Raw genomic sequence first — 23029 nt, forward strand, 5'->3', positions numbered from 1 at the left:
CAGCTCTGACCAGCGAATAATTTCATCGACTTAATCTGTGCCATAGGTGAAATTTCCACTCATTTATGATTAGCTGTATCCTGTTAACAAGAATAAGAAACCTAAGGATGGAAGATGGAAAAATTGTTATTGGGATTAACGCTGATTTTTATCGTGACCTATCTTTGGTACGTCAGCTTAGTCAAAAAGCGCAATACCGCACTCGAGGCCCTGTCGGGTATTGATGTACAACTTACTAAGCGTGCCGATCTTGTGCCTAATATTCTAAAAATCGCTAAACGATTTATGGATCATGAAAAGTCGTTGCTCACTGAAATCACCGAATTACGTACTCAGCTTAGCCGTAATTATAACAAGGCTGATCCGAGTGCCGTTAAAGAGCATTTAGTTCAGGCTGAGCAGTTGAACGACAAAATGGGCGCCTTGATGGTGAATGTGGAGAACTATCCTGAGCTCAAGTCCGACAACACTATGCTGCAGGCGATGCAGACCTATAACGAAGTCGAAGCGCATATCTCCGCTGCGAGACGTTTCTATAATTCGGCAGTGTCAGAGCTGAATACTGCTGTTGAAATCTTCCCTGGCTCGATTATCGCTTCAATGGCGAGTATTAAAGTTATGCCTTTTTATGAAGGGAGCGAAGCGGCAAAAGCGCCCATAGATGCGGCCGAATACTTGTAAGCCTAGCTGTGCAGGGTGAGCTATCACCCTGCAATACTATGATATCAATATGAATATTTTAACCTTCATTTTAGGTAGCCCGATTCAAACTTATCGGGGTCATGTTGGTTTGTCTGCGGATTTGGATGAACTTCCTCAACTCGAAGCGTATTACGAAGAACACCTCGCCCCCATTAGTCGTAAATATGAAAATAAGCGTGTGGCCTGTCTTAAGGCGGCGCGTAAACGTTTATATTTGAGTTTAATGATAGTGCTTGGGCTGAGCTTGCTCACCGTTATTGGCTACTACAGTGGTCGCGCGTATTTCCCGCCTTTACCTTTGCTTGCCTTAGTTGGCTTGAGCTGGTGGAGCTTTGCACCGACTCGAGATTTTAAACATTTGGTTCAGCGGGATATTTATCCACTGATGTTTAAATATTTCGGTGATGATTTTGTTTATAGCCGTGAAATGCGCCTCGATATGAATCGACTTGTTGCGGCTAAAGTGTTGCCGCAATACGATAAAGTCAGTTTCGGTGACTATATTCAAGGCCGCTATAAAGGCGTTGAGCTAACTGTAAATGAACTCACCTTGACCAAGAATGTGCAAGTCGAAGAACTGGATGCCAGCACCAATAGGCGCAGAACCGTTACCCGCACCGAAACCCAGTTTAGTGGCTTAGTGGTTGAGCTGAGTAGCCATAAAGCGTTTATCGGCCACACTGTGGTGCTGAGGGATCGCGGTGGTTTAGCGAATTTCTTGTCCGACAGCCATGCCGGACTAGTGCGAGTGAAACTTGAAGATCCGCAATTCGAAAAAGAGTTTGATGTATTTTCAACGGATCAAGTAGAGTCTCGCTATTTGCTCAATAAGGCATTTATGGAGCGCTTACAGGAACTTGCCAAGCATTTTGGTGGAAATATTCAATGCGCTTTCTTTCGCAACAAGTTGATTATGTCCCTGCCAAATCGCAGAACGCGTTTTCAAATGCAGTCCATTTTTAATGGCGCGACCTTTTCAGTAGAATTTAGTCAGATAAACCGAGAGATGAAGCAACTCTTTGCTATTATTGAAGTACTTAAACTTAATCAGCACACGGGACTTTGATGTTGCTCACTCGCTCAGCACCGACTCGTATACAAATGGCAGCTGCCTTTTTATCGCCTCGCAGCCTTGCCGTGTTGGGTCTGTGTTTATGGCTGATATCGAGTCTGATGGTGAGTGTAAAAGCGGAGGAGGCAAGCGTAAAACCTAAGCCGCGTATCGTTGCCAGATATTCAGAGAGCGGCATAGTCAGCCGTGAAGGCTTAGAAAAACTCAAGATTTATCAATACCAACAAGCCAATGGCGTCACTGTATTTACCGACAAAGCCCCTGCCAATAACCCATATCAAATTCTGTTGTATGACTGTTTCGCCTGTCGCCCCGACTCGACCATAGATTGGAATGGTATTCGTTTATTTACCGCCAATTATGATGCCCTGATCACCCGTGCTGCCCATAAACATCAACTTGACCCCGCCTTGATCCGCGCCGTGATCCACGCAGAATCAGCCTTTAATGCGAGTGCATTGTCGCGTACTGGCGCTATGGGATTGATGCAATTAATGCCTGAAACGGCCAAAGAAATGGGTGTAGCAAATGCGTTTTTACCCGAAGAAAATATCTTAGGTGGCAGTAAGTATCTGGCGCAAATGCTAAAACAGTTTAACGGGGATGTGGCCTTGGCTTGCGCGGCCTACAATGCGGGGCCGACAACTGTGGTGCAGTACAATGGCATTCCGCCCTATCCTGAAACTCAAGCTTATGTTGAGCGTGTGAAAATTCTATTGAAGCGTTATCGCGAGCAGAAGGGCGTTTAGCTGTAGACTTTGTGAACTTAAATCAAGCGGCGAAAACCTGAGATCATCGCCGCCATTTGAGTAGAAGGTTATTCGCCGACTTCCCATTTTACTGTGATATTACCGTCCGCTTGTCCGAGCGTCTTACCTAAGTAATCCATTAATTCGGTAGCGATTTCATCTAACTTCCAAGGCGGATTGATGATCCATAACCCTGCCGCTGTCATGCCAAACTCATCCGAATCGGGTTTAATTGCTTGCTCAATTCTTAGCTGACGTTTAATACCACTGCTGGCGAGGCGCGATAACATGCCTTCGGTCTGAGCGCGATTTACCACTGGATACCAAAGCATAAACACGCCCGTAGCAAAACGTTTATGCGCTTTGATCAGGGTTTCGGCCACATCTTGATAGTCGGTTTTTATCTCGTAGCTAGGATCGACGAGCACCAGAGCGCGGCGCTCTAATGGTGGCACTGCGGCGATAAGGCCTTTTAAGCCATCACCTTTGATCACTTTTACTTGCCTGTCTTCGCAGAAATAATCGTCCAGCAACACATAATCAGTACTGTGCAGCTCGTGCAGCACCATGCGATCTTTAGGCCCCAGTTCCATGTCTATAATGGCAGGCGAACCTGGGTAGAAGTTGAGTTCGTCAGGATTTTCTTCATTAAAATGACGCACGGCGGCGACATAGTCCTGCAGCGACTGCGGCAGATCAGTTTTATCCCAAAGCTTAGCTACACCTTCGAGGTACTCACCGGTTTTTTGTGCAAATTCATCGCTTAAAGCATAACCACCCGCACCCGCATGGGTATCGATATACACGAGTGGTTTGTCTTTCTTGTGCATCAGCTGCAATGTTTGAAGCAAGATGGCGTGTTTCAACACATCGGCATAATTGCCAGCGTGATAACCATGGCGGTAACTTAACATGGGGGATCCTAGTAATTTGCAAACAAAGCAAAGAGAGGCAAATGCCTGACGCCAATTATACCTGCGATGCTTGTAGGCGTAAATTTAATGCCTCAGTTGGCGCTCTGTTTATTAGCAAACCAGTGTGTGGGGGTTTGCATTTGAAAGGTTTTCAGCCATAGATTCGCAGGTGCGGGTTTGCCAAATAGATAGCCTTGAAATTGTTCACATCCTAACGCTGTGAGTTGCAATAACTGGGCTTCGGTTTCGATACCTTCGGCAATGACGTTGAGTTTTAAGCTCTTAGCTAACAGGATGGCGGCATTCACAATTTGGGTATGGCGTTCACTAATGCCCATTTGACTGACAAAGCAGCGGTCGATTTTAATCGTGTCGGCACTGATATCGATGAGTTGGCTTAATGAGGCATGGCCAGTACCAAAATCGTCAATGGCGATAGACACTCCCATACGAGCCAAGGTGTTTAAGCGTCGGCCCGTTTCTTTATGGGTTGAAAATACTGAGGTTTCAGTAATCTCAATTTCTAATAATGGGATGAGTTCGGGGTGATTCATATAGGTTTGGATCAACACCTTAAAGAAGCGATCCGACAAAATATCTTGCCCAGATAAGTTGAAGGCAATCCTGACCAGAGGCACATTTTTCGGCCAAGAACGGATCAGTTGTAGTAATTGCCTAAAGACTTTTATCGCAAAAATCGCCTGCAATTGGGATGACTCTATGATGGGGATAAACGTGTTTGGCATAATCATAGTGCCGTCTTCATCGAACATTCGTGCCAGTGCTTCAAAGCTAATAATGTGGCCATCGGCCATCACTTTAGGCTGGAGCCACATTTCAAGGCGATTATGTTTTAATGCATCACGAATTCTGGCTTTCTGTGATGAGGCTTCAAGAAGATTATTAATTAAACCAATGTAATACACCATTACTGGGCTAGCTTGGGTGGTTTGTTTTATGGCAATTAAACATTGCTCTGCGGCTTGCTGCGGTGAGGCCTTATTGCCCGAACTGCAACCGACTCGGCACTCGAGATGATATTCAATCTGTTGTTCTTGCTTAAGCAGCAGGTGTGTTGGAATACGCTCGCGTAATTGCTGCGCGAGGTTTTCGGGGGAGATCAGCGGCAGGCTGGTAAACTCAAGCGCAAATGAGGCTCCCCTAAACCGGTATATTTTTGCGTGATGCCCAAAGCGATTTTTGAGTTCAGTTGCAAAGGCTTTTAGGATGGCATCCCCGACGCTGATACCGAATGCCGCATTGATTTGACTCAGATTATCAATTTTGACTAAGGCGACTGTCATATCCAAATGGATCGTACTTGGGGCTGGGTTATACCAGTGATTCTCGTTGGGTAATCCGGTCACTAAATCATAGAAATGTGTGCTGATATGATGCTTTTTAAGTCGGCTTAGTTCAATCGCATGGTTTGCCTGTTCTGTGACATCGTGGCAGTGAAACAACAAAGTGTCATGGTGCTCTAATGAGGCTTTCTGCAGCAGATATTTAGCGTCGTTGTTGTTCTTTAAATGGGTCGGAAACGCGGCCGCCAGTAAATTTGTGCTGGTATCTTCGGTAAGTTCAAAAATGTCACATAGGCGAGTGCGGTTTAGTGTGACCTCTCCGGCGATTTCTTTGGCCGCATTATTCAGGTTGAGAATCACGCCTTCCTCATTACAGAAGAAGGAAGCGGTACCATTATTTTCAAAGATTTCAGCATATTGATCTAAGGTACGTTGCAGATCATTTTGATGCTGGATCATTTGCTGCGCATGGACTTTCTGGGTTTTTAGCAGGCGCATCGCCGACAAGGGAATACAGATATTAAAAAAGACAAACAGCAAGCCATTCAGATAAGCGTGGGTCGCAGGCAGACTGATATCAATATCAATAATCGGGGGAATATTTTGGTTACGCAGCAGCAGTAAAAAAGGCAATACATTAAAAAACATCATGATAACGGCCACTTTTCTACCAAATAGAAAAAGCGCCATTAAGGGCAAGGTATATAAGAAGGTAATCCCTGCCTGGGATAAGTTAAAGTCTGGGACAAACAAGAGTATAGAAATACAGGCGGCAATGACCATAGCCAGCAGGCTAATTGAGCTGGCGAGTAAATATTTGCGGGTAAACCATAAAGTTAAGAAGAGTACGGTTAAAAAACTGACCGTAATGCTGATAATGAAAGCGAGGTTTAACTGATACGCAATTAAAGAGCTATGCAGCACTATGCTAGCGGTCAACATCGCGCCACTGAGCAGAATAATCCGCAATAAGCTGGTTTTTAATATTGTTCTATCAGGATTTAAAAAGTCTTGATCCCTAATAAACAAAAAACCTTTCAGCCATTGAAGCAAAAAGAGTCCTTATCCCATACGGAAGTCACGCAGGTTGACTGGGGATATAACATATAACATAAATCACTTAATTGTTATACAAATAGATTACTATCTTTATAAATCAGTGTATTACAGTGTGATGCTTGTTTGAATCTTTAAGGGTGCACTGCGACAAATTGACTAAGACAGTGATGAGTTTGCTGATGTGATTTGCTGACTGGCATATTCATAAACGAGATTTTTAGGCATAATGGCCATCATTTTCGTTGGTTAGAAGACAGCCTGTGACCCCGATTTTTTTCAATCAGCAATACCCAACACTTGTGGATATTTGTGCACGTTGGCAACTCGTCTACGATGCGAATGCGACCTTCGAATTGCGTTTTGAATCAGATACTTTATCACTGCATAAACGCGATGAGCCTAAGCTCGACGGTATAGTGGTGGACTTTGTGACTGGCGCCGTCGCCCATAGACGTAAGTTCGGTGGTGGTCGCGGCCAATCCATCGCTAAAGCCGTGGGATTAAAGCAAGGGGTTACACCGAGTGTGGTTGATGGCACTGCGGGTTTAGGGCGCGATGCCTTTGTGCTTGCAAGCCTTGGTTGCACTGTGACTATGGTTGAGCGTCATCCTGTGGTTGCGGCATTGCTTGAAGACGGCCTGCGTCGCGCCTATCAGGATGCTGAAATCGGCGATTGGATGCGTGAGCGGATGCGTCTGTTCCACGGTTCGAGCCTTGAAGCTCTATCTAAATTGGCACAAGAGGTGGATGTGGTGTACCTCGACCCTATGTATCCCCACCGCGATAAATCGGCCCTCGTTAAAAAGGAAATGCGGGTATTCCAATCCTTAGTCGGTGCCGATTTAGATGCCGATGGTTTACTCGCCCCCGCTTTAGCTTTAGCAACGAAACGTGTCGTCGTTAAGCGCCCAGACTACGCCGAAGATTTGGACGGGGTTAAGCCAAATACGGTTATCGAAACTAAGAAAAACCGTTTTGATGTCTACGTAAAAGCCGCGATGAAGTAGGGTTTATACCTATTTATATGATTGCTCAGACAAACAAGCAAGGCACTCATTAAATATGATGACCATGTAGACAACTTGTCCGCTGGATCTTCCATTTCACGGTGCAGCTTAACGTAAGAAAAACTGCACTGGCACAACAAGTTCTAACGTCTCGTTTGGCATTGCATCGGGTATGGCAGGTAAGGGCTGGGCTCGCTGCAACATTTTTAGTGCTTCTGCATCTAATGTTTGATAGCCCGAACTTTGCTCAATTCGACTCGCGCTGACTCTGCCTTGGCGGTCCAACACAAAATACAGCATAACTGTGCCTTGCTGGCGTCGATTACGTGCCGTACGCGGATATTCCTTATGTTGCTCTAACCAAGCTAATAAAGTCGCAGTGTAGTCCTGGGTATCGCCAAGCAAACCTCCTCCAGTCATGTTATCGCCGCTAGCCGCTTTATTCTGTTCTGCGGAATGGCCTTCACCACTTTGACCTACTTCGTTGGCCGACGCTGCTAATGCTGTCGGCGATGGGGTTTCGGTTGGGCTGCTATGCTGCTCATTTACCTCGGACTGAGTTGTTAGCTCATCTTGAGGCGTTGGCGTTATGGGTTTAGGTTTGGGGCGTGGTGTGGGAGTGACTTTCTTTGCCACGGGTGGCAATGGTTCTGGTTTATCGAGTTGCTCTGTAATTGGCTCAGATTTTTGCTCAGCAACTGGCGCCGCCGTTTGTGGCAGAGCACTCGCTGCGCTACCTGCAGGCCCTAAGGAAATTTCAATCCCTCCGTTGCCAACCGCTTTAGTCTGACCCGTGGGCGTTATTACTGCTGGTGACCAAAACACTGCAGCCGTTAAGGCGATGTGCAAAAAAGCCGCTAACAGCAAAGCTATACCGCACTGCGCTATGCTCGGCGCTAACTCTTGGTCTGTCATTTGGCCCCCAGCTCAGTTAATAAACGCAGCTTTTTAACGCCTACGCCATACAAGGCTTGGGTAAAATGCACGAGCTGGTTTCCCGATAACTCACCATCAACTTTTAGCGTGACTTGGGTTTCTGGCTCGGCGGACAGCAGCATATTGATGCGTGCTAACAGTTCTGCTTCCGTAATCGGTTCATTATCGAGTGCGAGCTTGTTTTCACGGCTTATTAGGATGAGCACGGCATCCGGTTCATCTACGCCATCACTTTGCGAGACCGGTGGAGTGACATCAAACGGTGCTGTCACGGAAAGGCTACCTGCGATCATAAAAAAGATTAACAGCAAGAACACCACATTAATCAGCGGCAAAATACGTTCTTCTGTTTGGTCCGGCCGACGTTCAGGAAAATGCATTAGTGGCTGTTCTCCATGTTATTGCCGTCCGCTTTCGTCGCAGGTGCGGGTTGCCAATTGGAGTCTTCTACCAGTGTTAGCGGCGCAATCCCTGCTGCATTAAGTGCATCTAATACCTGCACTAACCTTTGTACTGGAGTATCCGCCTGCGGCTGTAGGCTCACCATTTGGCTTGCAGGCTGGCGCCCTTGTGCTTTTTGCTGTAATGCTTCCAGTGTGATCGTTTCGCCGTTTAGTTGCAGTTGGTCTACGCTAATTTGTACTAAAAATGGCGCTTGCTCAGCGGGATCGGGGCTACCTGCCGTGCTGGTATCGAGCGCCACAGTGCGCCAGTCTAGAAAACTGGAAGACAGCATAAAAAACACCAATAGGATAAACACCACATCAATGAGTGGCGTTAAGCTAATCACAGCTTTACGTTTTGAAGGATGAGCCGTGAGTCTTGGTCGTTGACTAAAGGGCGCTTGCATGGCGTGCCTGTTTGTTACTGGCTGTGAGTGGTGTAACCACTGTGCTTGGTGCTTGATAAGTGCTGGCCGCCGATAACTCTGGGGTAAACAGTTGCGTCACTAAGTTATCCATTTCATGAGCGAGGTGATCGACGCGCCGTTCTAGATAGTTCAGCAATGCCACCACTGGGATTGCGACACACAAGCCGACCGCTGTGGTGAGCAAGGCTTCCCAGATCCCGCCCGATAGAATCGCCGGATTCACTTTATTACCCGCCGCTTGGAGTTGTTGGAAGGCGGCGATCATACCCATTACCGTGCCCAGTAATCCCAGTAGTGGTGACAATGAACCTATGACCTCTAGTGGGCGCAATCCGCGTCTTAACTGAAATAGCGCATTACAGCCATAACGCAGCACTTCTTCACGCACCAAAGGTTCAGGCAGTTGGCGTGTGATGCCACGAATCGCTTGTGCCATTGCCTGTGCAGTGGGATTACGGCTTACCGCAGCAAGCTGTAATGCTTCTTCCTGCTTGCCTTGTTGCCATAGCGCTAATCCCTGCCTTGCGGGTTTACGTTGCCACAGTCCGGCTCGCTGAAACTGGATAAGTTTCATCAGCACAATCGTCATCGCAACCAATGACATCAGCAGCAATATCACCACTACTGTGCCGCCCGTCTCTAGCAGCGCGAGGGCATCGTTCCACCAAGTCGATGTTGCTAACACATCTGTAGCGGAAGCTTCCTCCGTTGGCTGTTGCACACCCGAAACTACCGTTTCAGGTACTGAAGACAATTGCTCAATGGCATGAGTCTCAGTGTTGAGCGGTAACGTGGCTTGGCTGTTATCGGCACTGGCATTTTCCTGCGCCCAACCGGTGAGTGGTACAGCAAGTAGCGTCAATGAGAGTAAAACGGCTTTCAACATCATCAATTTTATCAACCTTTAACTTGATTCATTTTATGGTTAACTCGCCCTGTATCTGGGTAAGTGAAGGAGAATAATTTACCTGCAGGCCGTAACCAGCGAGGTCGCCAAGCTAAGGTTAAAGCAACGGCAAGTGCAGCTATGCCAATCATTGTTATCCAGAGCAGGCTGCCAAAGCTGGCACCGTCGCGCACCAGCGACAGTGCTAAAGATATGCTTAGCATCAAGATGCCTAGGCTGCGTAGGAGCAACACCTCCCTTTGCGTGGGTAGCGCCTTATCGAAAACAACGCGCCAATGCCGTACTTGGCTCAGGGCGAACAAAGCAAAACTAAGGTAGGCCGCGCTAAATATGGCGACTAACAGCAGGTCTTTAGGCATTAATCCTCTCCTTTTAACATCTAACTCTCACGGATAACGGATAGTTTCCGCGCTGCGTAAATGGCCATCACTGCACTAGTAACAAGCACTAAATCTAGGGTCGCAACGGGCCAATAGGTATGGGTGAATAGGGTCTTAAGCAGATGGTCGCCTGTGGTTATCCAGTTCAGTCCCACAGCTGAGATAGCAATCAGAGCAATCGCCCAGCATTGTTCTGCCCAAGCCTTTCGGTAACCATGCTGTTTGTTCAAAAACACTCTGATCAACGCATGAAGTAAGCAAGCTAGCCATACACCAAAGAAGGCATATACCTCTAAATCGCGGCTGGAGATACCTGCAAATTGTTCTCTATTATTGAGCAAGCGATTGACCACTAAAAAAGCCCCGGTCGCAGAAATAATGCCAGTGATCGCAGCGATGTTATGTGCATTCATAAAAGACACATTGAAGCCAGTGCTGCCTTGCTTTTGGTTACGTGCCTGAGTCCAATGCAGTAGGCCAGTGGCGATTAACGCGCAAGCACCCAGCCCTGCGATAAAATAAAGCCAGCGCAGTGGCCAGTGTTTAAATTTGATGTAATGCATACCAGCAATAAAGTTAAATACATTGGTCGTCGAGGATGAGTTGAAATGTGCTAGTTCCTCTCCAGTGGCGGTAGAAAATCTCCTATTATCAATATTCTGAGATACGCTGTTATCGCCATTTAGCCTGAGTGCGACGACACCACCTGCATCTCCAGGATTGCTAACCCGAATCATATAGACAGCCCCTTGACCTAGCTCGCTTTCGGTCACCGCAATCATAGGAGCAATTGCGGCAACATTGGCGGGTTGGCCTATTGCTTGTGGTCTAACACGCCCCTGTGATTCGGCGATAAAACGGCTCCGTGCAGGACTATTGCGTGAACCTTCTCTGGCATCGGTAATTTCGTCTTCATTTTCACTGCTAACATCTTGCTCACGTTTGCGTGAAGCTTCTCTTACTTTGGATTTGGGTCGTTCCTGCGTCACGGATGGTGGGTTGAGCTGTGCGAAAACGGCATCGGGCGCCTTGGGGAAATAGATCAAGTGCGCAATCATTAGCCCAGACAAGGTGATGACGATAGTGAAAGGCAGCAGCACAACGCCTGTGAGGTTATGAATATCGAGATTGGCTCTGCCAAAGCCACGAAGCAGCCTAAGGGTAAAGAAATCGGCAAATATTCTACGGTGTATGACTATGCCGGAAATTAACAGGCAAAGCATACCCATGCTCGCAATACCAACCATTAGGGCGCCAATGTTGTTTTGGCGTAAGGTTAAATTGTGATGGAAGGGGTAAATAAAGTTACTCGCTCCTCGGGTGTTTGGAGCCGGAAGCGGTTCGAGCGTGATCGGGTGGAAACTATTTCGCTGTGCTATGTGTGACTTTGCAGAATCATAAGCCAATGTCAAAAAAGGTCTGCGCTCAGCGGGTAACACTATAGTCCAAGCTTTTGCCCCCTCAGCTCGCTCTGCCAGTAAAGGTATGATCTCGCGGTCTACCGATAATGGCCTTGCAGTATCCATGTGTATTCGAGTGTGTGGCATCATCCAGCGATCGATTTCTTTATCGAATACTGACAGCGTGCCGGTCCAGAAAATGGCGAACAGCAAGCCGCTTAATATCAATCCTGCCCAAGTGTGCAGGAGACTCATCCGAGTACGGAATCCATCTTTCATGCTAATGCTCCAATTATCCAAGCCATGAAGATACTAAAACCTGTCAGGCTGCTTACGTTCAGCCAAGTTCGCAGGACGCCGTTACGGGAAAATGCCCACAATAGAATGAGCACTAAGTAGATAAACCCCAGCATACTGGTGACGACCACGGCATCCGTCCATGGCATACCCATGTGGTAAAGCAGAGCTCCTGTTGTATTAACAAGTTGGCCACTGGATAAATAGCACAATAAACAGATGGCGATTGAGTGTGTCACCATCCCAGTGGTGAACAGCCATTTGCTAACGGCGCTTTGATTGCTGCGCTTCGATTGATGGGATAATCGTGAGTCTTTTTCGAGCATGATATGTAGGCCCATATTCAGAATTGCGTCTTAACGCTAACGAAATAGCTACGTCCGCGCTCTGAATAGCGGTAGGCCCCAGTATCGTTATTCACTTTAAATCGCGTAGCGTCGGTGATGTTGTCTATCCCGACGTTGAAGCTAATAAAGCGGTTCAGCGAATAATTCAGACCTGCGTCCAGCGTGATCAAATCCTTGTCGCTCTTATCGACCGTGTTGCGCTCGAAGCTGACTCGGGTAATTTCGCCCTCATAATTACCTCTCAGGAATGCCGAGAGTGCCTCTGTAGGTTGGTAGTCGAGCGTTATTGAGCCGTTATGATTTGGAATGCCGACGAGCGAATTTCCATCCAGCAATGCCAAGGTGTCACCGAAAGGGCGTGGACCCGCGGGGGTATTGATGATCACGTTGTCTGCGTCAATTCGTGAATCGGTATAGGTGTAACTCGCTTTGAGCGCCAAGGTATCAGCTATGTCCCAGTGGCCTTCAAGTTCGACACCGCGGATCTGTGCTCCCTTGGCATTTAGCCAAGTGGCCCAGGCTGGGCAGTCTTTGGTGCCAACGTCACCTGAAATGCAATAGGCTGGAATATATCCACCGTTACCATCGTCGAAATAGAAGGTGTTGGTGTTGAGGATTTTGTTGGAAAAGTCATTGAAAAATAGCGTTGCGCCGATATTTAGCGTGTCATCTTGAGTGTAAAGCGCGCCGATTTCATAATTCGTGCTTTGTTCTGGCTCTAAGTCCGGATTACCAACAATGACAAACTGACTCGTACCGCCGCCGCGTTGAGAGCCTGTGGTGTTATCAATCTGGTCAATCTTCGGGCTCTTGTAGCCAGTGGCGATGCCGCCTTTGAAAGTCCAGTGATCGTTATGATTGAAAACAAGATATGCTCTAGGTGAGACATGATGACCAAAAAATTCGTTGTCCGTTAGTCGCGCACCAAGGGTGAGATAAAGTTTATCTGCGAGCAGCTCCCATTCGTCTTCTGCAAAAATACTGAAATCGCTGACAGAGCGGGTGCCAAAGCTTCGGGGAGAGCCATTGCCTAAATCACCGTTAGTTAGTTTGTCGTTAGTCCATTGACCACCGAAAGTCAGAGTATGGCTATCCACACCTGTAATGAAGCGTGCATCGCTGACTTTGTTTGTTGATCCTGTAGTGAAATCAGCTGCAGCAGGATAAGTCAGTCTTTCATAATCTTCTTCATAGTATTTCAGTTCTAGTTCGCCAAGATCGAACAAGGCATTGTAGGCAATGCTCCATGCATCTCGGGTCCATTCGCGGTCAATGCTACCTCTGGCATTAGGCAGTAGCACGCCGCCAGGATTGCCAATGTAGCGCTGACTCGCCTTTGAGTAGTCAAGGATGACTTCGTGGTCACGATGAGGCGTGATCCGTAACTTACTGCCAAGCGTTTTCTTAGTCGACTCCTGATATCCACCGTAATATTTGTCTTCGTCCTGTACGGCTTGATTTCCCCAAATGGAAGCACCAAGTAGATCTTTAACCAGCGGCCCCGAAATATAGATATCCTGTTGGTTTTGATTCCCCATAGCGCTGCTGTCTGGCACGCGCAAACTATAGCCCGCGCTAGCACTCCAATGTTCGGGTGTTTTTTTGGTAATGATATTGATGATGCCGCCCATTGCATCGCTACCGTAGAGAGAACTCATAGGTCCACGAACCACTTCGACGCGCTCAATCGACGCAACGGGAGGGATAAAATTGCTATCGAGATCTTCGTTGTTCAATCCTCGCGGATTTCCCGTGTCCGAGCGTACCCGCTTGCCGTCAACGAGCACTAACGTATAACCCTTCTCCATACCGCGTATGGATATTCCGCTCTGTGCGCCAGAGCCAATAACATTGACTCCGGGAATTTCCCGCGCGATATCTTGTAGTGAATTAAATTTGCGTTGCTCTAGATCCTTGCCTGAAAGCACACTAATGCTCGCTGGCGCATTTTTGATATCCTGTTCATAACCCGCAGCGCTGATAACAGTTATGGGTGCCAACACTATTGCCGCGGTCGCCTTGCCGAGAATATATTGCCCTTCAAGGCGCGATGTGACCTGTAAACCCGTCCCCGCCAGTATCTTTTGCAAGCCTGCTTCAATCGAGTATTGTCCCTCTAGCCCTAAGCTGGTTTTACCCCGAGTGAGTGCTGAAGATATCGACAGATCAATATTCGCGGCCAGAGCAAAGCTGTTGAGTACAGCATCGAGCGTGCCCGCCTTAATCTGATAATGTTGTAGCTTGTTGATTTGTCTAGCATCAACATCGACAGTTTGAGCCAGTGATGGCTGTGGTGCTGTAATGCTTAAGATGACGGTGAAACTCAGGCCCATAAGGGACAAGTAGTTAGCGCGGTATTTTTTTGGTCGCGAACGGCCAAATTCAACGGAATGCATAGAGAGTCCCAAGGGGGAAAGTTAATAGGTTCTATCTACTATTCCGAACGAGATCGCAAAACCCGTAAAAATTTTTGAAAATAATTTTCAGCGTTAAGGTTTTAGCGGGCTGGGATCACTTTGACCCAGTAAGCGGTGCGATATTGCAGTTCTACTGACAGGCTGCTTGCAAGGCTTTGTAGGGCAAGGTCGGTATCTTGCAGAGAAAATACGCCGCTGATGGTCAAATTGGCCACAGCACTATCGTATAGCGTGAAGCCGGGTCGATAGCGGCCGATCTCCTCGATAAAATCTGCTACCCGCATCCCTTCTGCCACTAGCTTGCCATGGCGCCAACTTATCGCTGCGTTTTGTAGCGGTTCAGGAGGCGCAATCATTGTCTTATCAAACCGAGTTTGTTGGCCTGCATCTACTCGTTGTGGCTTAACACCACTGGCAGCATAAGCTTCTACTGCGCCGTCGATTACGGCTACACGAGCATAGTGTTCGTATTGGCGGATGCAGAACTCAGTACCTAACGCGATTAGTTGGCCGAAGTGGGTGGTGACTAAGAATTGGCGACGGGGAGATTCATGACCCGTTTTGATCAAGATCTCTCCTTGATGGAGTTGTATTTGCCGCTTCTCTGCGGAGAAATCCACATCCACCGCAGTATCTATGTTCAGTGTTAAGCGGGTGCCATCTTCAAGAGTAAAGGTGCGAGTTTCGTCTGCGCCGGTGCGGTATTGAGCCTGCAGACTCCGGCCAAGTCGAGTCTGTGACGCGCCAAGCCAAGTCGCGGTGACGCCAATCCCTGCCAGCGCTAAAACATTGAGGAAACGCCGACGTGATACGACGGACTGGCTAACTTTTTCAAGTACTTGGATGCCTGTACCCTTAGGTAAGGAGGCGAACTTGCCAGTGATCTGGCACATGCGTTGCCATGCTTGTTCGTGAAGTGAACTTTGGTCACGCCATTGTTGGCAGTTAATACTATCCTGCTCGGTAGCGTCATCCGCCAACAGACGTGCCATCCAGCCAGCCGCCGCTTCAATGGCATCGCAGTTGTTTTCCTGCCCGATATTTTCGGCCCCAGATTGATTTGCAGGCATGACTAATAGGATTCCAGCGCTAAGCAGCAGGCCGCTAAGCCTCGCGCAACGTACTTTTCTACCGATGAAACAGAGACTGATAGCTGCTTAGCAATGTCGGCATAGCTTAAACCCTCTATCTGGCGCAGTAACAGCGTCAAGCGCACATTATCCGGCAAGTTATCGAGCATAACGGCAATTTCAGCGAGTGTTTCAATGATGACATGATGGATCTCTGGCCCAGGAATGAATGTTTCTGGCATCAAGCTCAAACTTTCTAGGTAGGCTTCTTCAATCTTCTGCCGACGATAAGCGTCAATCATCAATCCTTTGGCAATGCGGGTTAAAAAACGCCGAGATTCGCCTGAAGGCGGTAAATTTCCGGTTTTTAACAAACGTAGAAATGTATCTTGGGCTAGGTCGGCCGCTGTTTCTGAACAACCCACGCGTGAGTATAGCCAGCCGCGTAGCCAAAACTGGTTATCTCTATATAGGTTATTGATAGGAGAAGAAATATTGACCGACGTCATACGGTATAGGCAAGAATATTAATAATGCTGTAATGATATTGATTATCATTTGATAGGTCAAGTTTTGTGTCATTACGCCCATGAGATTACCTGCTTATGCATAGCGATAATCATGGTGGAAATAAGCTGTAATCCTGTTTTATGCGACTTTCGAGCAAAAGGATTCGCCTATCTTTTTGTGTTTTTGACTGGCTCAACTAAACTTGAGCCTTATCTCTATAGGACTACCGATTATCTTTTTGAAAAATATGGTGATTCATTAATGATATAAAAACATCTTGTTAGGTTTAGCTTGCTGGTGGTTTGACTTAGTTTCTAAGTGAATAAAAAGAAAGTTGGAATATTTTAGGAGAAATTGATGAGTAAGTTTCTGCTGTTCCTGATTTTAACTATGAGTGCCTTTGTTTCGGCTGCAAACCAAGATGTTCTTATCGGTAGCGGAGAATGGTCTCCGTATGCTGGCGCTAAATTGAAAGGATTGGGTTTTTTAAACGATGTGGTCACAATCGCTTTTGAGCAGGAAGGAATTACCGCAAAATTCGAGTTCAAACCTTGGGCTCGTATTGAAGTCGAAACCGGTAATGGATATTTTCTCGCGTCACCCGGTTGGTCCATTCAAGAAGATCGTAAAGCCCAATATCTGTTCAGTAAGAAACCGATAATCGTTTCTCGCAGCGTATTTATTGAACGAACTGATAGTCAGTTTGACTGGAAGATTATGAGTGATCTTAAACAATTTACTATCGGGAGCAACCGAGCCGATTACTATGTTAAAGCATTGACTGAGATAGGAGTTAAAGTTCAAGAATTAAACGAATACCCACAAGGAATCAAGATGCTAATTGCCAAACGCTTTGACGCGTTCATTGTAAATGAAGCCGTGGGGCGAAAACTGATGCGTGATTTATCCGCTGAAGAACAAGCTAAAATTCAAATTCACCCTTTAGCGTATGATGAAAATTTCTCCTTCCTCATGTTTTCTAAAAATTACCCTAATGTCGAAGCTTTTGTCGAAAAGTATGATTCTGGCTTTGATAAAATGCAGAAATCAGGGCTATATCAAACAATGGTTCAAGATTTATATAAAGGTAAATATGATTGATTAGATTTTATTGCGCGGCAAAAAAGTGGGATATTTTTACGATTAAAATGTTTTTCACCCTCAAGTCATTGTCTAAACGTGTGACTTAACTAACCATCATAGCTTTGCAGCGGCGGGCTATGGTGGTTAACATGTCGGCAGGCTTAGCTCATGTCGATATTTCAGTTTTATGGGCTATTTTCTTTTTTATACCCACTTGTGATTTTTTATATGAAACTCATTCCTCTGCTAAAACAACCGCGAATTCACTGACTATTCTAATGTGAAACTTCTCATAACATGATGTCTTATATTTATTATTTTGTTTATAAAGAGGATTTACAATGCAGAACAAGCATTGGTCAAAAGTTCAGTTATTGCATGAGGTGGTCACCAATCCCAATATAATAGTCAAAGGCCTACATAGCTATTACAGTGATTGCTGGGATGCTGGCTTTGAGGGATCCGCAGTGAGATATCTTCATGGTGATGAAGTGAGCCGTGAGTGGGAGCCTAAGTGGCCTATCGATAAACTTTATATCGGGAACTATGTGTGTATCGCCGCCGATGTTGTGATCTTAATGGGCGGAAATCATACGCATAGAGCGGATTGGTTTTGTTTATATCCCTTTATGGATTTCATCGAGGAGGCCTATGTAGGCAAAGGCGATACTCATATTGGTGATGGGGCTTGGTTAGGTATGAGATGTATGCTGATGCCTGGGGTGACGATAGGTGAAGGTGCGGTTGTTGCCGCAAATAGTGTCGTCACTCAAAATATCGAACCCTACAGTATTGTGGCGGGATCACCTGCGAAATTAATCAAGTATCGGTTTGATAAAGACGTCATTACTGAGTTACTGGCGTTAAAAATCTACGATTGGCCTGCCGAAAAATTTGAAAGCTTAAAGCGGCATTTGTGTTCGGCGGATTTTGACGCGCTCAGCAAAGCGAGCACTCTCTATGACCAATCCATACATCAAAGCAAATAACCGTTAGTCCCAAAGTGAAAGGTCGCGCTCAGTCGAGTCCTTTCACTTATTCTGCCTTAAATCTGCTTTTTGGCGTTTTGGCTAATTCGGCCAGTGCTTCGATGATCACCCGTAGCTTGGGTTGGAGGTAAGGGGTTTTAAGCCAAATAAGGTGGATAGGTGTGTCGTCACTGGCGAGTTCGTCCAGTACCGAGATAAGTTCACCGGTTTTAAGATAGTCCTCAACCAACCATATCGGCACTTGCGCTAAACCCACTCCCGCCAGTGTGGCTGCTAAAATGGCTTCGCAATCAGCGATTTCGTGGCGCACTGGAATGTCATAGGCCTCGATGATCCCATCCTCATTTTTAAGTAACCAGCGATGTTGCTGCCCAAGCGGCCAGCCAACAATGCATTGGTGCTGGCTGAGATCTGCTTTGTCTTTTGGTGTGCCAAGTCGAGCGAAATAGGCAGGAGATGCGCAGATCACTCGGCGTTGTTCTCCTAATCTACGGGCGACTAAATCCACAGTGTCGCCGAGTTGTCCGACACGCACCGCCAAATCAATACCATCATTGAATAGATCTGTCGCCCTATCGTTAAAGGTAATGGATAACTCCAGCTTGGGATATTTTTGCGATAGTGATAATAGGGTTGGCAGTATATATCGCCGCCCAAACGTGACGGGTAAATCCACTCGCACTCGACCTGAGGGAATTTGCTGTTCGCTGCCGAGTCGGCTTTGTGCATTGTCTAGGATTGCCATAGCATTTTGGCAGTCTTTGAGGTACGAATCGCCATCATTGGTTAAGCTCACACGCCTTGTGGTGCGGTGCAGCAGCTTAGTACCTAAGCGGGTTTCTAGTCGTACTATGCTTTTACTGAGCGCCGAACCTGTCATGCCTAACGCCTGCGCCGCTAAGGTAAAACTGCCGAGCTGGGCAACTGTGACGAAATGGCGTATCTCAACAAATTGATTATTTATCACGGCAATTAATTCCTTGAAGGACTCAGTGATGGTCATTTTAGTGACTTAATCATGGGAAGTGAATCGCGTAAGCTACTACCACAGTATGAAAAAGAGCGTTAACTAACGGGCGATCGCCATTTTGTGATTGATTAACAACGCTTTTTTATACCATAGATTTTTATCCCTATTGAGTGAGCTAACTATGAAATCGTCGAATAATCTGCAAGGTAAAGTAGCTTTTGTACAAGGTGGTAGCCGTGGTATCGGTGCCGCCATCGTTAAGCGTTTAGCGAGTGACGGCGCAGCGGTTGCCTTCACTTATGTGTCATCTGAGGTGCAGTCGCAACTATTGGTGGATGAAGTTATATCGCAGGGTGGTCAAGCCATTGCCATTAAGGCTGACAGTACTGATCCAGAGGCGATCCGACGTGCGATTCGCGAGACCAAAGCGCATTTCGGTGGCTTAGATATAGTGGTTAATAATGCGGGCACGCTGATTTGGGATAGCATCGAAAATCTGACGCTAGAAGACTGGGAACGAACAATTAACACTAATGTGCGCAGTGTGTTTGTGGCGAGCCAAGAAGCCGCGCTGCACATGAATGACGGCGGCCGCATCATCAATATCGGTAGCACCAACGCTGAACGTATTCCGTTTGTAGGTGGTGCGATTTACGGCATGAGTAAATCGGCATTAGTCGGTTTGGCCAAAGGATTAGCACGGGATTTAGGCCCACGTGCGATTACGGTGAACAACATTCAGCCAGGCCCTGTGGATACCGATATGAACCCTGATAACGGTGATTCATCAGAGCCCGTTAAGGCGATAGGTGCACTGGGTCGTTATGGTAAAGCCGAAGAGATTGCCAGTTTTGTCGCCTTTATCGCGGGTCCAGAAGCTGGTTACATCACTGGTGCGAGTTTGATGATTGATGGTGGGTTTTCTGCATAAGCTTTGTCTGTATCTATTTTTCAGGCAAGCCAAATTAATTTGCTTGTTGATGAACTATTGTTACAATCCGCCGGTCTTATCTTCAGCTATCTGTTGAAAGACACTCATTTTTTATCTTTATTATCAAAGAATAAGACGAAGAGAAATCCAAATTTTTACGTTATTGACTAAGAAAACAGGCAACTTATGGGGCGTGATGGTGTTTACCATTCTGACCTTGTTCTGTTTGACTCAAAACAGTGGAATACTTAACTTGTTGCTCAAAGAGTCGAGCGCGCAAGCGATGTCGGCTACGTCTTTTTCTGGAGCTGGTTTTAGCGCCAACTCAGTTTTAAACTCAAGTTCAGCTTTAAACAGCAGCCCAGCTTCAAGCAATATGGCGAGTCACGTCGATGCCCAAGTGGCGGGTACTGAGCTGGTCAAAAGCGAGCCTAAAAAATGTGAATTGTCTGAGAAATCGATCCGAACCTGTATCGATGCTCCGAGTTCCATTCCATTTCTTATCCTGTTGTTCCTACTGCCGTTACTTCCCCGCGTCTCCCGCGTGATAACACTGTTACCCATACAAGGTTATCAAGCGAAGCCTAGGCGAATACACCTCACACTCTGCCGCTTTCAAGAATAGAAATAACCTATTTATCAAATTGATAGGTGAGTTTATTCTGGCGCCCATTCTCTAGCTCGATAGTTGGCTTTCTTACCCGTTTACCGGTTGAAAGGATCATTACCCAGCTGCAGAACGTCCGCTTTACACATCCTATCTCAGATCAAATTTCTTGAATTAAGCCTGCTATCACACTGATTTTTCTTTAGCCATCACGCCCTTTGTAATGGGGGCAGAGTTAAGCAGTAAAGCAAGCATTTACAGGGCATAACGAACGGTTCATGCCAATGGGGACAAAATGAGTACATTAAAATCCATGTTAACCAGATTCTGGATACTCGCCTTGATAGTGACGAGCCCGTCGCTATTGGCGGCATCGACAGGATGGTTAGTTAACGATAATCACCCGCCAGCCAAAGTACGTTTTATGCTGACGGGCGAAGTTGATCCCGCAACGAATACTTTGCCCGCTGTGCTTGAAGTACAACTTGAGGGCGATTGGAAAACCTATTGGCGAAGTCCTGGGGAAGGCGGTATCGCGCCGAGTATCAAGTGGGATGACTCACGCAATCTACGGCAAGTGGATTGGAGGTGGCCTGCGCCAGAGGAATTCTCATTATTGGGATTACAAACCTTTGGTTACAAAGGTAATACCACCTTTCCATTAACCTTGAAAGTCGATGATATCTCTACCCCAACTCAGTTGCGTGGCAAAGTGACCTTGTCGACTTGTACCACTATCTGTGTACTAACGGATTATCAGATTAGTCTCGACTTCACGCCCAATGCGCTGCAAGCAGATACCGATGCCATGTTGGCTTACAACAAGGCCGTGTCACTTGTGCCACAAAAAGTGTTGACCCAAGAGGGCCAGAATCCTGCCATGACAATGGGTTGGGATGCCGCCAAAGGTCAACTTGAAGTCAGACTCAATGATGCCAACTGGCAGAGTCCAACCGTGATTATCGATGGTGAGCCAGATACCACATTCAAGCTAGTGAGCTTAAAACCAAACGAAAGTGATGCTAACGGCAAGCAATTGGTCGGTATTTTTAGCGGTAAAAGTTGGCTGGGTGAGCCTGAAGTTTTGGGTAAATCGCTGAACATGACTGTCGCCGATAGCGAGCGGGCGTTGGAATACAGCGCCGAAGTGAAGCCTGTGGTGATTTCCCAAGCAAGTACCTCGATATTTGGCATGATTTTGTTAGCGCTTATCGGTGGTTTGATCTTAAACGTCATGCCCTGCGTGTTACCCGTTCTCGGTATGAAGCTCAGTTCAGTGGTTGCTGCGCCAGATCTTAAGCGTAATCAAATCCGCCAGCAGTTCATCGCATCAGCGCTGGGGATATTGGCCTCATTCTGGTTACTGGCTGGCTTTATCTTAATGCTTAAGCTCACGGGTCAAGCGATTGGTTGGGGTGTGCAGTTCCAAAACCCTTGGTTTATCGGCTTTATGGCGCTGGTGACCACAGTGTTTGCCTTCAATATGTTAGGTGTGTTTGAGATCAACTTACCCTCTAACGTGCAAACCAAGTTGGCGACAACGGGCGGCAATAATAACAGCGGCCATTTTTTACAGGGCATGTTCGCCACGCTGCTGGCGACACCGTGCAGTGCACCATTTTTGGGTACCGCGGTCGCCTTCGCTTTGGGCGCCGATGTACTGAGCCTGTTTGCCATCTTTACCGCGTTGGCCGTGGGTATGGCGTTCCCTTGGTTGATTGTGGCGGCATTCCCGCAAGTGGCGGGTTATTTCCCTAAACCCGGTCGCTGGATGAACACAGTCAAAGTGTTTTTCTCCGGCATGTTGCTCATCACCAGTTTGTGGCTCATTAGCCTGTTGGCTAGCTTTATTGATGTGCTCTATCTGTGGCCGTTAGCGGGTGTCATTACACTGATATTTATGGTGTTTATGGCTAAAAAATATGGCGCGATTGCCATCGTGAGCTGCTTAGGTATCGGCATTTTACTGTCGGCGGTTATTGCATTTATGACGGCGAACCAGTGGGCTAAACCTTTACCTGCGGATCTTGCTTGGACGCCATTGGACCAAGCATTGATTAATCAGCAGGTGGCCCAAGGAAAAATTGTGTTTGTCGATGTCACTGCTGATTGGTGTATCACCTGTAAGGCCAATAAAGTTGGCGTGATCTTGCAAGATCCAGTCTATAGCCTGTTGCAACAGCCGCATATTTTGCCGATGAAGGGCGATTGGACCACGCCTTCTGAGCCCATTACTCATTACCTGCAAAGCCATAATCGTTTTGGAGTGCCATTCAACGTGGTTTACGGCCCGGGTGCGCCGCAAGGGATTGAGTTACCGGAAATTCTATCGACTGACCTTGTGCTTGCTGCGATTGAGCAGGCCTCTGCGTCCCCTGAAAAGTCATCCATAGCGGCAGGGAAATAACGCTAACGACCAGCCGTTCACTCGGAGATGTCACTCGGCGATATCACTGGCGAGTCTCATTCAATAGCGAGTCGAGTGGCCCTCAACAAATACTCAGGTC

At 46.9% G+C, this 23029-nt stretch carries 22 protein-coding genes; 9 read left to right on the plus strand and 13 right to left on the minus strand.

The features are described from left to right. The first annotated feature begins 114 nt into the window (after positions 1 to 114). From NE536_RS07425 to NE536_RS07435, 3 genes are read left to right on the plus strand one after another with little or no spacing between them, the layout of a single operon-like run. Positions 115 to 681, plus strand: a complete 567-nt coding sequence (locus NE536_RS07425; RefSeq protein WP_006084661.1) for a LemA family protein — start codon at positions 115 to 117, stop codon at positions 679 to 681. A gap of 49 nt (positions 682 to 730) precedes the next feature. Continuing rightward, positions 731 to 1768 (plus strand): DUF3137 domain-containing protein, encoded by a 1038-nt coding sequence (locus NE536_RS07430; RefSeq protein WP_261272302.1) that lies wholly within the window; start codon positions 731 to 733, stop codon positions 1766 to 1768. Further along, entirely contained in the window at positions 1768 to 2523 is a 756-nt protein-coding gene (locus NE536_RS07435) for a lytic transglycosylase domain-containing protein (RefSeq protein WP_261272303.1), read from the plus strand. Before NE536_RS07430 ends, NE536_RS07435 begins: the two co-directional genes overlap by 1 nt. A 68-nt stretch (positions 2524 to 2591) precedes the next feature. Here NE536_RS07435 and NE536_RS07440 read toward each other — a convergent pair whose 3' ends face one another. Then, a complete protein-coding gene (locus NE536_RS07440) occupies positions 2592 to 3437 on the minus strand; it encodes a 23S rRNA (adenine(2030)-N(6))-methyltransferase RlmJ (protein WP_261272304.1) in 846 nt (281 codons plus the stop codon). A 92-nt stretch (positions 3438 to 3529) separates the two neighbouring features. After that, entirely contained in the window at positions 3530 to 5794 is a 2265-nt protein-coding gene (locus NE536_RS07445) for a bifunctional diguanylate cyclase/phosphodiesterase (protein ID WP_261272305.1), read from the minus strand. A 266-nt stretch (positions 5795 to 6060) separates the two neighbouring features. Between NE536_RS07445 and NE536_RS07450 the strand changes: the two genes are divergently transcribed. Further along, on the plus strand, positions 6061 to 6807 hold the full coding sequence (locus NE536_RS07450; RefSeq protein WP_107949945.1) for a class I SAM-dependent methyltransferase: 747 nt from the start codon (positions 6061 to 6063) through the stop codon (positions 6805 to 6807). Between the two features lie 108 nt (positions 6808 to 6915). Here the strand turns inward: NE536_RS07450 and NE536_RS07455 are convergent, their stop codons facing one another. The 10 genes from NE536_RS07455 to NE536_RS07500 form a co-directional block, all read right to left on the minus strand. Then, complete coding sequence (locus NE536_RS07455; RefSeq protein ID WP_261272306.1) at positions 6916 to 7722, minus strand: energy transducer TonB; 807 nt, start codon at positions 7720 to 7722, stop codon at positions 6916 to 6918. Then, entirely contained in the window at positions 7719 to 8123 is a 405-nt protein-coding gene (locus tag NE536_RS07460; protein ID WP_012197834.1) for an ExbD/TolR family protein, read from the minus strand. The genes NE536_RS07455 and NE536_RS07460 overlap by 4 nt, the downstream gene beginning before the upstream one ends. After that, positions 8123 to 8593, minus strand: a complete 471-nt coding sequence (locus tag NE536_RS07465) for an ExbD/TolR family protein (RefSeq protein WP_107949941.1) — start codon at positions 8591 to 8593, stop codon at positions 8123 to 8125. The genes NE536_RS07460 and NE536_RS07465 overlap by 1 nt, the downstream gene beginning before the upstream one ends. Next, entirely contained in the window at positions 8577 to 9503 is a 927-nt protein-coding gene (locus NE536_RS07470) for a MotA/TolQ/ExbB proton channel family protein (protein WP_261272307.1), read from the minus strand. The genes NE536_RS07465 and NE536_RS07470 overlap by 17 nt, the downstream gene beginning before the upstream one ends. Positions 9504 to 9511: 8 nt before the next feature. Continuing rightward, a complete protein-coding gene (locus NE536_RS07475; RefSeq protein WP_107949937.1) occupies positions 9512 to 9880 on the minus strand; it encodes a DUF3325 domain-containing protein in 369 nt (122 codons plus the stop codon). 20 nt (positions 9881 to 9900) lie between these two features. Beyond that, the gene (locus NE536_RS07480) at positions 9901 to 11580 is read right to left on the minus strand and encodes a PepSY-associated TM helix domain-containing protein (protein WP_261272308.1); all 1680 of its coding nucleotides are present in this window, start codon (positions 11578 to 11580) and stop codon (positions 9901 to 9903) included. Beyond that, the gene (locus NE536_RS07485; RefSeq protein WP_234420979.1) at positions 11577 to 11939 is read right to left on the minus strand and encodes a hypothetical protein; all 363 of its coding nucleotides are present in this window, start codon (positions 11937 to 11939) and stop codon (positions 11577 to 11579) included. Before NE536_RS07485 ends, NE536_RS07480 begins: the two co-directional genes overlap by 4 nt. 2 nt (positions 11940 to 11941) lie before the next feature. Continuing rightward, positions 11942 to 14341, minus strand: a complete 2400-nt coding sequence (locus NE536_RS07490; RefSeq protein ID WP_261272309.1) for a TonB-dependent receptor — start codon at positions 14339 to 14341, stop codon at positions 11942 to 11944. A 101-nt stretch (positions 14342 to 14442) separates the two neighbouring features. Next, the gene (locus NE536_RS07495) at positions 14443 to 15432 is read right to left on the minus strand and encodes a FecR domain-containing protein (RefSeq protein ID WP_259582091.1); all 990 of its coding nucleotides are present in this window, start codon (positions 15430 to 15432) and stop codon (positions 14443 to 14445) included. 2 nt (positions 15433 to 15434) lie between these two features. Beyond that, the gene (locus NE536_RS07500; RefSeq protein WP_012090589.1) at positions 15435 to 15941 is read right to left on the minus strand and encodes a sigma-70 family RNA polymerase sigma factor; all 507 of its coding nucleotides are present in this window, start codon (positions 15939 to 15941) and stop codon (positions 15435 to 15437) included. A 358-nt stretch (positions 15942 to 16299) separates the two neighbouring features. Here NE536_RS07500 and NE536_RS07505 point away from each other — a divergent pair, with 358 nt between their 5' ends. Continuing rightward, positions 16300 to 17043 (plus strand): substrate-binding periplasmic protein, encoded by a 744-nt coding sequence (locus NE536_RS07505; RefSeq protein ID WP_261272310.1) that lies wholly within the window; start codon positions 16300 to 16302, stop codon positions 17041 to 17043. 323 nt (positions 17044 to 17366) lie between these two features. Continuing rightward, complete coding sequence (locus tag NE536_RS07510; protein WP_261272311.1) at positions 17367 to 18014, plus strand: CatB-related O-acetyltransferase; 648 nt, start codon at positions 17367 to 17369, stop codon at positions 18012 to 18014. 46 nt (positions 18015 to 18060) lie between these two features. Here NE536_RS07510 and NE536_RS07515 read toward each other — a convergent pair whose 3' ends face one another. Next, positions 18061 to 18981, minus strand: a complete 921-nt coding sequence (locus NE536_RS07515) for a LysR family transcriptional regulator (protein ID WP_261272312.1) — start codon at positions 18979 to 18981, stop codon at positions 18061 to 18063. 184 nt (positions 18982 to 19165) lie between these two features. Here NE536_RS07515 and NE536_RS07520 point away from each other — a divergent pair, with 184 nt between their 5' ends. The 3 genes from NE536_RS07520 (at position 19166) to NE536_RS07530 (ending at position 22929) form a co-directional block, all read left to right on the plus strand. Then, positions 19166 to 19915, plus strand: a complete 750-nt coding sequence (locus NE536_RS07520; RefSeq protein ID WP_261272313.1) for a 3-oxoacyl-ACP reductase family protein — start codon at positions 19166 to 19168, stop codon at positions 19913 to 19915. 196 nt (positions 19916 to 20111) lie between these two features. Beyond that, on the plus strand, positions 20112 to 20540 hold the full coding sequence (locus NE536_RS07525; RefSeq protein WP_311988177.1) for a hypothetical protein: 429 nt from the start codon (positions 20112 to 20114) through the stop codon (positions 20538 to 20540). A gap of 277 nt (positions 20541 to 20817) precedes the next feature. Beyond that, on the plus strand, positions 20818 to 22929 hold the full coding sequence (locus NE536_RS07530) for a protein-disulfide reductase DsbD family protein (RefSeq protein ID WP_261272315.1): 2112 nt from the start codon (positions 20818 to 20820) through the stop codon (positions 22927 to 22929). Positions 22930 to 23029 lie beyond the last annotated feature (100 nt).

The sequence above is a fragment of the Shewanella septentrionalis genome, assembly GCF_025370265.1.
Taxonomy (GTDB): domain Bacteria; phylum Pseudomonadota; class Gammaproteobacteria; order Enterobacterales; family Shewanellaceae; genus Shewanella; species Shewanella hafniensis.